General features: G+C 48.7%; 11 protein-coding genes. 8 read left to right on the top strand and 3 right to left on the bottom strand.

The features are described 5' to 3' along the window. The first annotated feature begins 2 nt into the window (after positions 1 to 2). Complete coding sequence (locus BBEV_RS13330; RefSeq protein ID WP_069365917.1) at positions 3 to 347, top strand: DUF3307 domain-containing protein; 345 nt, start codon at positions 3 to 5, stop codon at positions 345 to 347. A gap of 52 nt (positions 348 to 399) precedes the next feature. Here the strand turns inward: BBEV_RS13330 and BBEV_RS13325 are convergent, their stop codons facing one another. Both BBEV_RS13325 and BBEV_RS13320 read right to left on the bottom strand, forming a co-directional pair. Next, positions 400 to 1,671 (bottom strand): MFS transporter, encoded by a 1,272-nt coding sequence (locus BBEV_RS13325; RefSeq protein WP_069365916.1) that lies wholly within the window; start codon positions 1,669 to 1,671, stop codon positions 400 to 402. A gap of 26 nt (positions 1,672 to 1,697) precedes the next feature. Beyond that, on the bottom strand, positions 1,698 to 2,453 hold the full coding sequence (locus tag BBEV_RS13320; RefSeq protein WP_069365915.1) for a glycerophosphodiester phosphodiesterase: 756 nt from the start codon (positions 2,451 to 2,453) through the stop codon (positions 1,698 to 1,700). Positions 2,454 to 2,597: 144 nt separating this feature from the next. On the opposite strand from BBEV_RS13320, the gene BBEV_RS13315 reads away from it, so the two are divergent. From BBEV_RS13315 to cydC, 4 genes are all read left to right on the top strand, one after another. Further along, on the top strand, positions 2,598 to 3,215 hold the full coding sequence (locus BBEV_RS13315; RefSeq protein ID WP_069365914.1) for a YpjP family protein: 618 nt from the start codon (positions 2,598 to 2,600) through the stop codon (positions 3,213 to 3,215). A 182-nt stretch (positions 3,216 to 3,397) separates the two neighbouring features. Beyond that, a complete protein-coding gene (locus BBEV_RS13310; protein ID WP_198155007.1) occupies positions 3,398 to 6,394 on the top strand; it encodes an EAL domain-containing protein in 2,997 nt (998 codons plus the stop codon). Positions 6,395 to 6,544: 150 nt separating this feature from the next. After that, positions 6,545 to 8,272, top strand: coding sequence for a thiol reductant ABC exporter subunit CydD (gene cydD, locus BBEV_RS13305; RefSeq protein ID WP_069365912.1), 1,728 nt, complete (start codon positions 6,545 to 6,547; stop codon positions 8,270 to 8,272). Further along, complete coding sequence (gene cydC / locus BBEV_RS13300) at positions 8,269 to 9,981, top strand: thiol reductant ABC exporter subunit CydC (RefSeq protein WP_069365911.1); 1,713 nt, start codon at positions 8,269 to 8,271, stop codon at positions 9,979 to 9,981. The genes cydD and cydC overlap by 4 nt, the downstream gene beginning before the upstream one ends. Positions 9,982 to 10,171: 190 nt before the next feature. On the opposite strand, the gene BBEV_RS13295 is transcribed toward cydC, so the two are convergent. Next, positions 10,172 to 12,124 (bottom strand): CoA-disulfide reductase, encoded by a 1,953-nt coding sequence (locus tag BBEV_RS13295; RefSeq protein WP_069365910.1) that lies wholly within the window; start codon positions 12,122 to 12,124, stop codon positions 10,172 to 10,174. Positions 12,125 to 12,563: 439 nt separating this feature from the next. On the opposite strand from BBEV_RS13295, the gene BBEV_RS13290 reads away from it, so the two are divergent. From BBEV_RS13290 to BBEV_RS13280, 3 genes are all read left to right on the top strand, one after another. After that, positions 12,564 to 13,205, top strand: coding sequence for a nitroreductase family protein (locus tag BBEV_RS13290; RefSeq protein WP_069365909.1), 642 nt, complete (start codon positions 12,564 to 12,566; stop codon positions 13,203 to 13,205). A gap of 60 nt (positions 13,206 to 13,265) precedes the next feature. Next, a complete protein-coding gene (locus tag BBEV_RS13285; RefSeq protein WP_069365908.1) occupies positions 13,266 to 13,556 on the top strand; it encodes a hypothetical protein in 291 nt (96 codons plus the stop codon). Positions 13,557 to 13,693: 137 nt separating this feature from the next. Beyond that, a complete protein-coding gene (locus tag BBEV_RS13280) occupies positions 13,694 to 15,805 on the top strand; it encodes an EAL domain-containing protein (protein ID WP_069365907.1) in 2,112 nt (703 codons plus the stop codon). Positions 15,806 to 15,910 lie beyond the last annotated feature (105 nt).

Below are 15,910 nucleotides of genomic sequence, written 5' to 3'. Positions count from 1 at the left end.
CTATGACGCCGTTTGAATTCTTGTTTATCGGACATTTAATTGGAGATTATTTATTACAGACAAAGTGGATGGCGGCAGGTAAAGCGACCAAATGGTTGCCCCTTTTGGCGCACGTCACAGTCTATACACTGGTTATTGCAGTGATTGCCTGGGTTGGTTTCGGCGGACTTTCCGTTGTTGGGGTTACCGTGGTCTTTTTCTCCCATGGGATTCTTGATCGCAGAGGCGTAGTTCAATGGTGGGTCAGGACAGTGACCACACCGCCGGAAAGTGAGAAAAAATGGCTCACCATCATGGTGGATCAGACCCTTCATATCATCATCCTGGGGATAGTACTTTATCTGTAACCATAGCTTCAATGAAACACCCGGATCCTGCGTGAGGGTCCGGGTGTTGTGTTCATCCTGATGAATGGTGCCAGATGATCCTGCTGCCTTTTTTCAGGAAATAAAAGCCAACCAGGAAGGTTAATGCGCTGCCGTAAAACAGTGCGGGTGAACCAAAGATGTCCATCATGAGGCCGAGAATACCGGGTGCGATAATGGACGAACCCATAGAGAATAAATAGTAAAGTCCTGTGAAAAAACCGATTTTATTGGTGCCGCCGAGGTCAGCAACAAGCGGGTAAGCCTGGACATTGATGAATGCCCAGAAAATCCCGCCGATTAAAAGAACAACAGGTAAAAGCGTCAGATGATCCAGTCCGAAAATTAACCCGTCAATCGCGGGCAGAAGCGGGATCAGGAAAAACACAACGGGCAAAGCGAGAAGCCCGATGGACATCGCCGGTGCCTTCCCGATCCGGGTTCCGATCATCCCCGCAGGAATGGCAAATAAAACGAAAGAAAGGCTGAAAAAGCCTAACGTAAAGCCGGCAGCGTCATCCGCCATGCCAAGGTGTTCCACGGCATAGACCGTGAAAAGCGCTTCGACAGCTGCATAACCGATAAAATAGATGAAAATGGCAAGCAGGATGTAAAATTCGCCCCGGAAATCCGGTTTGAGAATCTTTGTAAACATCCCCTTCAGTGAACCCTGTGCCTGCACTTCCTCCATGTCGTTCGCTGTAGTATCCGCATAGGGCGGGTTCCGGTCCACGATGAAGTACAGAAGAATGAAAGCAAAAAACAACAGAAGACCAGCCAATAGAAACGGATACGTCCGGTCGATCCCATAAAGGGTGGACAGTCCAAAGAGTGCGACGATCGCTCCCACCCCGCCCATGAAATTGATGATCCCGTTAGCAGTCGAGCGGTATGCCGGTGGTGTGTGGTCCGGCATCAAGGAAATAACCGGTGCCCGGTAAATCGTCATGGCCAAAAGGAAGATGATATCCACGACCAGAAGCACCCAAAGTGAGACCATGGCACCGTATGGAATCAGGATAAAGAACACCGCCGCAATCGGCATGCCCACTACGAGAAAGGGAAGACGGTTCCCAAGCCGGGTATTGATCCGGTCACTCCAGGTACCGATTATCGGAATCAGGAGAACAGCAAACAGATTATCGAGCCCCATGATCATCCCGCGAATGCCGCGGCTTTCAATGAAATCTCCCAGGATCAAGGGCATATACGCATTGTAAAACGTCCAGATCAGCATCAAGGCAAAGAAGCCGCTGCCGATCGCGAAGATTTTGACTTTGGATACACCTGACTGCGCTGCTCCCATCAAAACGCCCCCCAATCTCTTACTTCTTAATTGTTTCCGTCCTCATAGAGGCTTTGCCTGATCCGGATCGCCTTTACTGGATCATCGGTAATGACTCCATCGATCCGCTGCTGGATCAGGTTTTTCAGGTGATGCTCCTCATTGACCGTAAATGCCCGGAGAGGCGTGCCGTGCTGATGAGCTCCTTCGATCATTTCCCGGATGGCGACCGGGAAGAAACAATGCATGCTTGTTCCTCCGAAGGTTTTGATATACGACCAGGGTTCAAACAAGCCTTCCATGAACAAAGCAGCCGTTTCTACTGCAGGGTGCAGCTCACGGATTTTGGCAAGCGAATAATGATTGAATGAGGAAACAATCACCCGGTGCTCATAGCCCCATTCTGCAATCAGGGTCAGGAGTTGTTCTTCAATTCCTTCATATTGCACGACACCCGTCTTTAATTCGACGTTGACAAGCAGGTCGTTCCCCTTCATGAGTGCAAAGACATCCTCAAGTTTCGGGATCCGTTCTTCATGGAAGCTTGAGTCGAACCAGGAACCTGCATCAAATGCCTGGAGATCGGCAAAAGTGAAGGATTTCAGCCAGCCTTCACCGTCCGTTGTCCGGTCAATCCGTTCATCGTGAATCACCACAGGGATCTGATCTTTTGTCAATTGAATGTCGAGCTCCAAACCATCGGCTCCTGCATGGATAGCGGATGCGAATGCAGCAAGCGTGTTCTCCGGGCAATGGATTGCGTTTCCACGGTGTGCGAAAATACGTGTTTTTTTCTGTCTCAAACCAGTCACAACCTTTCAGGTAATTGCCTATATCTATATCATTCTTTCCAGCGCTGCCTGATTCCTCTATTCAGCCAGTATATTTACACAATAGTTTATGCTATAATGAAACCGATACCATTCCGAACAAAAGGAGATACCGCCATGAAACTGCAACTTCGCCGGCTTTGGGTTGTCCTGATTGCGATTCTGACAGTCGGTCTCTATGTACCAGAATTACATACCGATGCTGAAGATCATGCGGACAAGAACGAACTGAATTCCGGCAATGATCAGTCAGAAGAGAATCTTGCAGCAGGCGCCTTTGAGGAAGTGGAGGATTCTTCCTGGCAGGACGATGAGGATGATCCTGATGATACGGACTTTCTGTTGTTCTTCACTGAACAGGCGAAGGAACAGACCATTCATAAACTCGGGCCAAGGATCTCAGGAAAAATAGAATCCGAGGTGATGGAAACCATTTTTCCGGCCATGGAGGAAATTATAGAAGACTACGTCAATAAACTTCCGGAAGATCATTTGCCTTATCTTGTGATCGATGAGCAGAAGTTATCTTACACCGGGGAGAAGATTTTTCATCTTCATGATCCTCAGGCAGATGAAGATCTCCTGCGTTTTCATGTCCGGAAAGACCTCAAGCCGAAACAGGGCTACTGGTTTAATTTCCATTACCATGAACAGAGTGACGGCTTTGAATCTCACCATGATATCGGGAACATTTACTGGGACAAAAATACCCCGCCGAAATGGATGACCCATTAAACCAATAGGAAGAAAAACCACACGCCAATTCGTGTGGTTTTTCTGATAACGGACAGAATTTTCTGAAAAAACCACCATTCTGTATGAAACGAAAGAAACATATCTGATATAATTAACCTAACTTTACATAGAGACAGAGGTTTTGCCACATGATCAGAATCTTTCAACCAGTCATCCGTTTCATGAACCGACTCAAATATAAACAGAAATTTTCAATCATTGCTGTCTTGATTACATTTCTCATTGGAGGATTATTGACCCCGATCACGATCTGGCTGATTGATCAGCGGACTGTTGCGTCGGAAGCGGAAGAAGGTCTTGCCCTCGTGGAGGATCTGTCGGAACTGATCTATCATTTGCAGAGGGAGCGGGGCTATGTTCAGCTTTACGCAGTGGATGAAGCGGGATTTGATTTGTACATAAATGAACAGGAACAGGTGATGGAACTCACCGGTAAAATAGAACGCGAACACCTGCCAGCCATCCAGAGTTTTGGGAGCGAAGATCTTTGGGTGTCGATCAGAGAAGGAACGAGGAATGTAACGCATACAGAGAATCAGGAACTCTCGGATGCGAGGGGCACAAAAGAAGAATACAATGCGCTAATTCAGCAGGTTTTGTCATTGACACAACTGACGATTCAGGAATCCCTTGTCGCATTTGACCGTAGTCAGGATATTGCTATCGTGGTCGATGATTTGATCAACGGAATGCTGATCCGCGCAGAGCACATTGGACAGATCCGTGCACTGGGCACATTATTCAATGGTCAGGATTCCATTTCTGACGAAGATAAGCTGGATATGAGAGTCCGCGCTGAGGAAGTCAGTCACTTCCAGTATCATATGGTATTTGAAAACACACCGGAGTTCAGCAATTTTCTGGATGAGAACCGGACACTTCAAGGGTATTATACCCGATATGAAGAGCAGAGAGAGGACCTGTCATCGCTGATCAATCGGGTCATTGAAGGTGAACCCTATGCATCACCTGTGGACTATTTTGAAGAGATCACCCCTGCGGTGGATACGCATTTCTATGTGCTTCAGGAAGGAGCCGATTACCTGCAAGAAGAAATCGCATCCAGGTATCAGACACTGATTATCTCACAGAATCTGATCATCGGGTTTGTTACCGCTTATTTGATTCTCCTTTTGTACCTGTTCTGGGGGTTTTTCCAGTCGATTTTAAACAGCGTGCAGACCTTGAGTGACAGTTCCCGAAAGGTGGCATGGGGCGATTTTGATGTGGAAGTGAACCTTGATACAAAAGATGAAATGAGTGAAGTCGGTGAGGCCTTTAATCATATGATTAAGGAGGTCAACAGTACGATCCAGGCCAATAGACTGTCAATCGAACGGACAAAGCGGCATCAGGAATCGATTTTGAAGTTGTCGACATCCGGTTTTTGGGGTGAAGGGTATCTGAATGATTCTCTGGATGAAATTGCAGAAAGTGTGACGTATGCCGTGAAGGTGGATCGGACCTCGATCTGGCTTGACCGTCAGGAAGGTCTCGTGTTGTCAGCGGCGTATGATCGGGAAGATTTTTTCCCGACAGAAGGATGGGTGGCAAAGAAATGGAAGCTCAAAGCAATGTACGAATGGTCTCAGGATGGGTTGTTCTTCACAGTCAGTGACCTGGATGAGTTCAGAAGGGATCACCCCTACATAGCGGCGTATTTCCGCCATCAAAAAGTGGAATCTGCTCTTTTGACGGTGATTCGTTCAAAAGCTGAGGTTATCGGGATTATCGCTTTTGAGTACCGTTCGAAAGGCCGCTCCTGGCATAAGGATGAGCTGGCGTATGCCCAGTCGATCAGTCAGCTGATTTCGACGGTGCTTGAGCGCCATGAACTGAAGCAAAAAGAACAGGAAATCCGCCACATGGCCTATTTTGATGGATTGACCGGGTTACCTAACCGTCAGCATTTTCAAATGCTATTGAACGAACAGATGGTATTTGTGGATGAAGTAGAAATGGCTTTGGCCGTCTTGTACATTGACCTCGACATGTTTAAACATGTGAATGATACCTGGGGCCATTCCGCAGGAGACAGGCTGTTGGTCATGGTCGGTGAGCGGCTGAAAGACGGTGTGGATTCCCGCGTGGTCATTTCACGATTCGGCGGCGATGAATTCACGATGATGTCTTCACCAATTAAGGATCGGGAAGATGTCAGTATCCTTGCGAACAGGATTCACAGTCTCTTTCAGAAACCATTCCATCTCGAGGGGCATGATGTGTTTATTTCCTGCAGTATCGGGATCAGTATTTATCCGAACAATGGTTCTTCGACGGAAGATTTAATCAAAAATGCAGATATGGCGATGTATGAAGCAAAGGCACAGGGGAGAAACGTATTTGCGTTTTATACAGAAAAATTATACTCTAACATGCTGAACCGCATAGAGATGGAAGCAGAGCTCAGAAAAGCGATTGAAGAAGAACAGCTTGTGCTTTATTATCAGCCGCAGTTTAGTCTGAATGACGGCAAGCTGGTCGGTTTTGAAGCCCTGGTCCGCTGGCCTCATGACCGGCTCGGGGTTGTTTCCCCCGGGGAATTTATTCCACTGGCAGAAGAAACCGGGTTGATTATTGCTTTAGGGAACCAGGTAATCCGGATGGCCGCAGCCCAGCAGCGCCAATGGCTGGATGAAGGGTACCGGATTGTACCGGTAAGTGTCAATGTGTCAGTTATGCAGCTGGTTCACGAAAACATTATCGGCACTCTTGAAGATGCACTTGAAGACTTCGATCTGAAGTCGTATTATCTGGGAATCGAAGTGACTGAATCCATCAGTGCGGAACATTTATTCACGATTCGCGAGACGCTTCAGACGATTCAGGCTAAAGGGATCGTCGTCTCCATTGATGACTTTGGTACAGGTCATTCATCACTCAGTTATCTGAAAAATTTCCCGGTGGATTATTTAAAGATTGACCAGACGTTCATCAATGGCATCGGGTCGGGTAACAAAGACGAAGCGATTGTCCGTTCCGTGATATCCATGGCCGAAGGGTTAAAGATGCAGGTGATTGCTGAGGGTGTGGAGAACAGGAATCAGGAAAACTGGCTTAGGCAGTTTCCGGAAATTCAGGTGCAGGGTTATTATTATGACCGTCCCCGGGCTTCTGAGCACTGCGTGACGTGGATCAAACTGGCGGGACAGCAGTGACTTCCCGCCTGTTTTTTTGAGGGATGTCACGAATTTGTCACAAACTCACAAGCCTTTTCTGTTGTGCCAGGGTATACAAAATGAGATACAATGATGATAACACTGTCTGTGAATAACTTAACAGACATTTCGGGATGGAGTGAAGACAAGATGCTCACATTAAAGGATTGGGCAAAAAGAAACCGGAAAATTACAGGTTTATTAAGGTTGAACGCTTTGGGTCTCGGTCTGTCCATTGTGCTGATGGCATACGGAATTGTCGCTGTGGTGGATGGCGTTTTCCTGCAGGAGCGTTCATTTACGGATGTACTGCCGCTGATCGGCCTGACGGCGTTCGCTCTTGTGATGCGAAGCCTCTTCGTGTACGTCAATGGCTCGCTTGGTGCGAAGCTGGGAGCCAGTCTGAAGCGTGAATACCGGCATACACTTGCTGAACATTTCAGCATGAAAGAAACGAGACCGGCAAACGACACCCTCTCCGGTGAGCGAACCGGCATATTTGTGGATTCGGTCGACGAAGCAGAAGGGTATGTGAGCAAATATTACCCGCAGCTGATTCTGTCATCGACGGTACCACTGGTTTTGTTGGCAGCAATTTTTTATATGAACTGGGTAAGCGGTTTGATCCTGCTCATCACGGCACCGTTTATTCCGATCATGATGATCGTGGTGGGAAAGAATGCAGAAAAGAAATCCGAAGCACAAATGGAAAAGCTGAACCGTTTTTCTGGTACGTTTCTGGATCTGTTGCAAGGACTTGTCACATTACGATTTCTCGGGAAAACGAAGGAGAAAGCGGATGCCATCCGGCAGAGCAGCACCGGCTATCGGGATGCGACAATGGATGTCCTGAAGGTCGCCTTCCTTTCGTCTTTGATGCTGGAATTCATCTCGATGTTGAGCATTGCCCTGGTGGCCCTCGAAGTCGGCCTCAGGCTGGTGATTTTTGACCAGCTGACGTTTTTCACCGCCTTTTTCGTCTTGATTCTGGCGCCGGAATTCTTTGCTTCCCTGAAAGAACTGGGAACCGCTTTTCATAACGGGAAGAGCAGTACCGGCTCTTGGGAACGGATCCGTTCGATCCTTGAAGAAGACTCTCATGAACCTGTCTGGGGAGAGAAAAGACTGGCAGAAGGTCCGGTTCATCTCGAAATACGCGAGGTTCAATTTACTTATGGAACGGATCAGTTTGCTCTTGGTCCGTTGGATTTCAACATGGAACCAGGTTCACACACCGCGGTTGTCGGGGCCAGCGGAGCAGGGAAATCCACACTGCTTCAGCTGATGAGCGGCCTCGTTTCACCTCAAAAGGGCGAGATGCTGGTCAATGCTACCCCTTTAAAAGAACTGAAACAGGAGGAGTGGCTCGATGCCGTCAGCTATATTACTCAATCACCGTATCTGTTCAGCGGCACTGTCAGAGACAATATCTGCCTCGGATCTGTGAACGAAGCCACTGAAACCGAGGTGTATTCAGCCGTGAAGGAAACAGGGCTTCAGGAATTGGTCGAGCGGTTACCTGATGGATTGGATACCCCGATCGGTGAAGGTGGACGGGGCCTCTCAGGCGGTGAGCGTCAGCGCATTGCTTTGGCCCGTGCGTTTATTAAAAAACCGGACGTCATCGTTTTCGATGAACCGACCACCGGACTCGATCTGAGAACAGAACAACTTCTTCAAGAGGGAATCAGCCGTTTGGCAAAGGGGGCGACGATGATCACCGTCGCACACCGCTTGCACACGATTCAGTCTGCAGATCAGATTCTCTATCTCGAAGATGGGAAGCTCTCAGGGATCGGCACACATCGCGAACTGCTCGAACGAATCCCGACATACCGGGACATGGTCACAGTGAACACGGGAGGTGAGGCACAATGAAGGAACTCACAATCATCACCCGGCTCATGCTGGAAGAAAAAAAAGATCTGATCAAATCGGTTGTTTACGGTGTACTCGCCGCACTCGGTGCAGTCGCTTTATTTGCGAACAGCGGTTACCTGATATCCGCAGCTGCGGTGACCAATGCCTTTTACGTGTTGACGATCAGCATCGCCCTGCTCAAATTTTTCAGTGTGTCCCGTGCGTTGTTTCGCTACAGTGAACGCCTCGTCTCTCACCGGGCGACCTTTACCATGCTCGGCCGTTTCAGAGTTTATTTCTTTGAGCGGCTTGCCCCCTTGGCACCTGGCTTATCAAGGCGATTTCGAAGCGGGGATCTCCTCGGGCGCATCGTCGGTGACGTGGAAAGCCTGCAGAATTATTTCCTGCGGGTCGTCTATCCGCCCGCGGCGGCGATGGTCATTTTCCTGATCACGATCGTCTTTACCGCATGGTTCTCTTGGATCATCGCACTCCTGCTTGTGTTTGGGCTTTTGCTCACAAGCCTCTTGATCCCCTACATTTATGCCATGCGGCAAAAAAAGACCGCTAACCGCGTCCGTCAGCTCCGGGCAGAACTCAGTGGCGAAGTGACGGAAATGCTTTTCGGGCATCGGGATTTATTACTGCATCAAAAACTGGATGATAAAAAAGACGACGTTTTAAACGTATCGGATCAGGTGATTCAGGCGCAGAAAAAAGAGCAGCTGCGGATACTCGAAAATCAGACGGTCAATCAGGGCGTTACTTTCCTGGTCAGTGTGCTGATTCTGACTACGGGTGCCTACCTGGTCAGTACCGAGGGTCTTGAAGGCATCTTTCTTGCGATGCTGGTGATGGTATCTCTGACCGTATTCGAAAATGCTGCACCGATGGCCGCTGTGCCGGTGTACTATGAGGATAATCAGACCGCAGCAGGCAGACTGAAAGACGCAGTGGATACGGATGTGATTCCTGAAGGAGAGAGAGAACTGGCGTCAGCGCCGGCATCGGTGAAACTGAGAAGCGTAGGCCTGCATTTTGATGAGGAAAGCAGTCCGGCATTGAAGAATGTCGACGTCACTTGTTCACCAGGGTCAACGACGGTCGTTGTCGGGCCGAGTGGATCAGGCAAATCGAGTATGCTGCATCTGTTGTTGGGCATGTTTGAAGCCGCTGAGGGAGAAGTTCTCTGGAACGGGGAAACCATTCACTCTTACCGGCTGGATTCACTGTATGAAAACAGCCGTATTCAGCTTCAGGACAGCCATTTTTTTGCAGGAACAATCCGGGAAAATCTTTTACTGGCAAATGACGAGACTGCTGACGACATGCTGCAACAGGTGCTGAGAGATGTATTCCTCGAGGGATTGAGTCTTGATGACCCTGTCACTGAACAGGGCGGCAATCTCTCCGGCGGCGAACGTCAACGCCTCGCTTTTGCAAGGCTTCTCCTGCGCGGGGGACGAAATTGGTTTTTGGATGAGCCATTCTCATCGGTGGATCCATCCATGGAACAGGTCTTATATCGCCATCTTCGAAACGAAACGGCTGAAGACACGGTTCTGATCGTCAGTCACCGTCTCACGGGTCTTGAAGAAGCCGACCAGATCATTGTCATGGATCATGGGCAGGTTGCAGAAACCGGGACGTATCAAGAACTCATGAACAAACGTGGTGTCTTTTACCAGTTAAAGCAAATCGAACAAGATGTGTTCAACGCATCCTGATTCATCAGATAACCCCTGTCTCTTTGTTTAGAGGCAGGGGTTTTGATAAAGAAAACTTGGCTTCTCGCCAAGCATAAATGGCGAAAGCCTTCGTTGCGTTTATCCTTCAATCCTTTAACGGATTTAGATAGTGCTATGAAGTACATGGAAAACCCCCTGAACAAAAAGGTTCAGGGGGCGAATCATTGTATCAGGCTTTGACCATACTGCCTCTGGCAACGATGGCGTGGATATTGCCTTTCTCTGTCGATTTTTCAACAAGCGTGTGACCAGTATTTTTGCACCATGCGTCTACATCTCTGACAAATCCGCTGTCTGTTACGCTGATCTTAACGGTTTGACCGTCTTCTAGTGTCTTGATACCTTGATGCAGCTTCATAATCGGCCCCGGGCAGCTGAGTCCGGTGGCATCGATCACAAGATCTGCTTCTTTTCTGCCGGTCTGCGGCTTGTTGCCAGCGTCTTCCGGTTCAATATCATCCCGCACCGAATCGGTACAGATGTGATTCACGCAGGCATACGTTTTGTAGCCGCCACTGAGGTTAATGGTGTCAATGCCATTTTGCTCAAGGATGCGTGTGGCTAGGTAGCCTCTGAGACCAACCTGGCACGTGATATAGACCGGCTGATCTGACGGGAATTCGTCGAGACGTTCGCGGATGGTATCAAGCGGGATGTTAACGGCTCCGGGAATTGCCCCCATCTCCACTTCCTGCGGATCGCGGACATCGACGAGGAAACCGCCTTGTGAAACGATGTCATCGATCTCATCGAAATGCACAATTTTCAAATCGCCATCTGCCACATGGGTTGCCACATAGCCGAGCATATTAACCGGGTCCTTGGCGGAAGAATAGGGTGGTGCGTAAGCAAGCTCCAGTTCAGGTAAATCAAATACGGTCAAGCCGCCTTTGATCGCTGTTGCAATCACATCAATCCGCTTGTCTACACCATCGAGTCCAACGCCCTGCGCACCGAAGATCTGTCCGCTTTCCGGATCGAATGTCATTTTCAAAGATACCGGTGATGCGCCCGGGTAGTATCCCGCATGGGAACCTGGATGCACGTGAACCGCTTTATAATTCACGCCCAGCTGCTTTAATGTCTTTTCGTTGTTTCCGGTCGCAGCCACCGTCAGGTCAAATACCTTCGCAATCGATGTGCCAAGCGTGCCGTTGTAGGCAGTTGGTTTCCCGTAGATGGTATCTGCAACAATACGTCCCTGACGGTTTGCAGGCCAGGCAAGGGGAACCATCACCGGCGTGTCCTGAATGTAATCGCGGACCTCGATGGCATCACCGATGGCATAGATGGCTTCATCTTCAGTCTGCAGGTATTCATTGACGAGAATGCCGCCGCGATCACCCGTTTTTAACCCGGCATTGACAGCCAGTTCGTTTTCAGGCCGGACACCAATGGAGAGAATCGTGATGTCACTTTCGAGCTCCCGGCCACTCGACAGGACCACTTTACGTCCCTCCTCTTTGAAAGCATGCACACCATCTTCGAGAATCAGACGGCCATGGTCTTGAATATGCTGGTGAACAATGGCAGCCATTTCAGGATCGATCGGCTGCATGACCTGATCCCCCATTTCAACAACGGTTACGTCAATACCGCGCTCATGCAGATTCTCAGCCATTTCAAGACCGATGAATCCGCCGCCGACAATGACAGCTTTCTTTGGAGAACGCTCATCCACCCAGCTTTTGATCTTATCTGTATCTGGTATATTTCGAAGCGTAAATACATTTATACTGTCATTCAGTCCTGCAATGGGTGGAACAATCGGACGGGCGCCCGGTGAAAGGATCAGCTGATCGTAGCTTTCGGTGTACTCGTTCCCGGTGGCAACCTGTTTGACGGTCACCGTTTTTTCCTCCCGGTTGATGGCTGTTACTTCGGAGAGGTTGCGGATATCGAGATTGAATTTCCGGCTCATGCCTTCGACAGTCTGAACGAGCAATTTCTCCCGGTCTTCAATGGACCCTCCAATATAATAAGGGAGTCCGCAGTTTGCGAACGAAATATGCTCCCCTTTTTCAAATACAACGATGTGCGATGTTTCATCAATGCGACGAAGTCTGGCTGCAGCGGTTGCTCCGCCGGCTACGCCGCCTACAACGATTATTTTTCTGCTCATGTTTCATCATCCTCCTGTATGGTCAATCATTAATCTTGTGAATGTAGTAACAAGATACCTATAAGGGTATACTACACCAGACTTAACGATCTGTAAATGATGTTTACTCCAAAAGTTGTGACGATTCCGTGTCATCTGATCGTGCCAAGCAGAACAATCAGGTGTTTACTTCCTGTAAATCGGGAATCGGGTGACTAGAGGTGATGGAGATGATGGACCTGAATGAATGGATTTACTGGCCGACGTTTGGTATTCTGACGAGTATTATTGTCATATTGATTATTCTCGCCATTTGGCTGATTAAACGAAACCGGAGAATTTGAACGTCTCTTCAGGAGGAAAAACAGATCGTTTGAACGAGTTGAAAACGGGTGGTAGACTGATTGATGTAATCCCACGCTGGTCGATGGGAAAACCATGAATCCTGAGGTGAAGAACCATGACAAATAACCATACGATCGCAGATGCCGGTCTTTTTCAGACAATGGAAGAACGGCATTCGGTAAAAGCTTATGATCCATCTGTAAAAATCCCTGAAGAAGAGCTGAAGCAGATGCTCGAGATGAGCGTGACGGCCCCGTCGTCCTGGAATCTGCAGCACTGGAAATTTCTCGTGATTGATGATGAAGCACAGCAGGAAAAGCTCCTGCCGATTGCTTACGGGCAAAAGCAGGTCAAAGACAGTGCCGCAGTGATTGGCATTCTCGGGGACATCGAAGCGAATCGAAATGTAGAGGGTATTTTTACAGATGCTGTGAAGCAGGGGCATCTGACCGAAGAGATCAAAGAGAAAATCGTTGGCAGTATCAACAGTTTATATGAAGGTGATACGTCTTTCCCACGGGACGAAGCGATCTTGAACGCGTCACTGGCTGCTATGCAGCTGATGCTCTCGGCAAGAGGGATGGGCTATGACACATGTCCGATGGGCGGATTTGACCGGGATGCATTTATCGAGGCATTCCATATCCCGGAACGTTATGTACCCGTCATGCTGGTAACGGTCGGTAAACGGGAAACGGATCCGAGAGTCAGCAGCCGTTTGCCTCTTGATGAAGTAGTTGTCAGAAACTCGTTTTAACCATATGATTCGGGGGTACTGATTTTTATAGGGCACAACGTTTAACGGAGGTGTATCGGTATGGATAAGCAGGTTGTCGCTGTGTTGCATTCACTGGATCAAAAAGAAGGTGTCATACGCGAGCTTGAAATCAAAGGCGTAAAGGAAGAGGACGTAGAAGTGATTCATAGAGAGGAAGAAGCTGCGGCTTCGTACAAAGCCTTCTTTGAGCAGGGGGACTATGTCGTCGTGGTGAATGTGGACAAAGAACTGGGTAAAATTCCAGTGGAACAAGAAGACACCTTAAGTGAACACCGGACACCGAAAGGCCATCATCATCAGCCCCACCATCAAATGAAACAGGGCATGTAGCGAATTGAAAATACTGCTGTACCGGATGAATATTCCGGTGCAGCATTTTTTCATTTTTTTCCTCTGAACCATCGAATCTCCCACGCAAGGCATGGTATAATGCAAATGGATGGAAAATTACAGTGGGATGTGATGGCATGTTCCGGCGGGTAAAAAGGGTGACACTGAATGCGAGGCTGTTGATTTATACCTTTTTATTATTAACCATGACAACCATGGTTATTGGATATTCCAGCTTCCAGCTGTCAAAAAATGCACTCGATGAACGAGGGCAGGATATTCTTGAAAATGGTGTACATACAGCGATGATGCTGATCGAAGAGAAAAGAACGGATGCAGAGGAAGGTTTCATAACGCAAGAAGAGGCCCAGGAGGATGTGAAAGAAATTCTCCTCGGCCCTCTGGCCGAAGATGGAACACGCCCCATCGAGGGCCCGGTGGACCTTGGTGAAAACGGCTATTTTATCGTTTACAGTCCTGAGGGGATCGAAGTGCTGCACCCTACCCTTGAAGGGGAAGATGTCTGGGACGTCACGGATGTTGGAAATGATTCGGAAGATGGTTATCTGTTTGTGCAAGATAAAATTAACCAGGCGATGGACGGTGGGGGGTTCGTGCATTATACATGGAACCTCCCTTTTGAAGAGGAAACCGGGGAAAAAGTGGTTTATGCCGATTATGACGAAGACTGGGAGTGGGTGGTGACTGCCGGGACGTACATGACGGATTTTAACGAAGACGCAAATGCCATTATGTGGGTGACATTTGCCGTCGTTTTTCTGCTGGTGATCGGGGGCGTCCTTTTGTCGGTATATTTCTTCTCCGGCTTCACAAAGCCTTTAATGAGCCTTGAACAGGCAATGGTGAAAATGAAAAGAGGCAGCTATGAACGTGTTCCGGAAGTGAGCCGGCAAGACGAGGTCGGTCAGCTCGTGTCAAGCTATAATAAGATGGTCAATGCCATGCAGGACAAGGATGACCGCATTTACCGGTATGCCTACTATGATGATCTGACGGGCCTTCCGAATCGGAACTGGCTGAACGACTATGCTGGAAATCGTCTGGAGGAGGCCGGCATCGGCAGGCACCTGGTCCTCCTGGATGCCCGGAATTTCAAAGTGATCAACTCCCTTTATGGTCATGCCTATGGGGATGAAATGATCCGGATTCTGGGGGGATTACTCAGTCAGATGGAAACCGGGGATGATGTCAAACCGGTCCGTATTGGCGGGAATGAATTCGCCATTTGGGTGGAACGTTTCGAGAGGAATGAGCTCTTGGCGCATATCAGAGAGAAGAAGCGTGAGCTCAACCGCAATTACCAGAGCGTCGGGTTTTCTCAAGCCCTTGAATTTCATATTGGTGTTTGCTCTGTGACGAAAGACATTGTTTCATTTGAGGAGCTCTATCAGCGGGCGTCCGTAGCCATGCAGATTGCCAAGGAACATCAAGAAGATCAAGCGGTTTTCTTTGAACAGGAAATGTATGATGCGATTGAAAAACGGACCCAGTATAAGCATCATCTCGAGACAGCTTTGAACCGCAATGAATTCACTCTTTTTTATCAGGAAAAACATGCTGCGACTGACAGGCGTGTTATCGGTGTGGAGGCCCTCTGCCGCTGGGAATCCAGTGAATTCGGTTTTGTCAATCCAGGTGATTTCATCCCGGCAATCGACCGGGCCGGATTAATGATGGATTTCACCGAACATGTGACGAAGCTTGCTTTGAAGGATTATCCGGAACTGGTGGCGCGCTATGGAGCGGGTGTTGAAGTGTCGATTAATATCCCGCCGGTTGTATTCCTCACAGAAGAATACCGGAGATTCCTGAATCAGCAGGTGCAAAAGCGGGGAATCTCACCTGAACATATTGTGTTGGAAATCACTGAAGATGTGTTCATTGCCGAAACAGCGCTCGTGAATCAGACGATCAAGCGCCTTCGGGAAGACGGGTTCAAAATATCACTTGATGATTTTGGGAGCGGGTATTCTTCCCTGAGTTATATCAGTCAGTTTCAGACAGATGAAGTCAAAGTGGATAAGTCGTTTATCGATCGGGTTGAAACCGATGACCGGGCGCGGATTCTGCTCGTTGCGATAATTAATATCGCCCATTCCATGGGGTACCGCGTTGTGGTTGAAGGCGTTGAAACCGAAGGGCAGGTGCGCATCCTGCGTCAGACCCATTGCGATGTGATCCAGGGGTTTGTCTATGCCAGACCAGAGCCGTTGAAACGCATTTCATAGACGTGGATGTCCCTCAGAATCAGCTGATTCTGGGGGATTTCCTGTGCGCGGTTGACAGGCAGTCTGATGAATCGTGTAACAGTTTACGATCAAAGGGTTATACCA

It is taken from the genome of Salisediminibacterium beveridgei (assembly GCF_001721685.1).
GTDB classification, from domain to species: domain Bacteria; phylum Bacillota; class Bacilli; order Bacillales; family Salisediminibacteriaceae; genus Salisediminibacterium; species Salisediminibacterium beveridgei.
This window is presented reverse-complemented; position numbering and strand designations above follow the sequence as displayed.

Bases quoted from the DNA above. Each gene is read 5' to 3' on its own strand.
- BBEV_RS13330 (WP_069365917.1), top strand. From the start codon at position 3: ATGACGCCGTTTGAATTCTTGTTTATCGGACATTTAATTGGAGATTAT.
- BBEV_RS13325 (WP_069365916.1), bottom strand. From the start codon at position 1,671: ATGGGAGCAGCGCAGTCAGGTGTATCCAAAGTCAAAATCTTCGCGATC.
- BBEV_RS13315 (WP_069365914.1), top strand. From the start codon at position 2,598: ATGAAACTGCAACTTCGCCGGCTTTGGGTTGTCCTGATTGCGATTCTG.
- BBEV_RS13310 (WP_198155007.1), top strand. From the start codon at position 3,398: ATGAACCGACTCAAATATAAACAGAAATTTTCAATCATTGCTGTCTTG.
- cydD (WP_069365912.1), top strand. From the start codon at position 6,545: ATGCTCACATTAAAGGATTGGGCAAAAAGAAACCGGAAAATTACAGGT.
- cydC (WP_069365911.1), top strand. From the start codon at position 8,269: ATGAAGGAACTCACAATCATCACCCGGCTCATGCTGGAAGAAAAAAAA.
- BBEV_RS13295 (WP_069365910.1), bottom strand. From the start codon at position 12,124: ATGAGCAGAAAAATAATCGTTGTAGGCGGCGTAGCCGGCGGAGCAACC.
- BBEV_RS13290 (WP_069365909.1), top strand. From the start codon at position 12,564: ATGACAAATAACCATACGATCGCAGATGCCGGTCTTTTTCAGACAATG.
- BBEV_RS13285 (WP_069365908.1), top strand. From the start codon at position 13,266: ATGGATAAGCAGGTTGTCGCTGTGTTGCATTCACTGGATCAAAAAGAA.
- BBEV_RS13280 (WP_069365907.1), top strand. From the start codon at position 13,694: ATGTTCCGGCGGGTAAAAAGGGTGACACTGAATGCGAGGCTGTTGATT.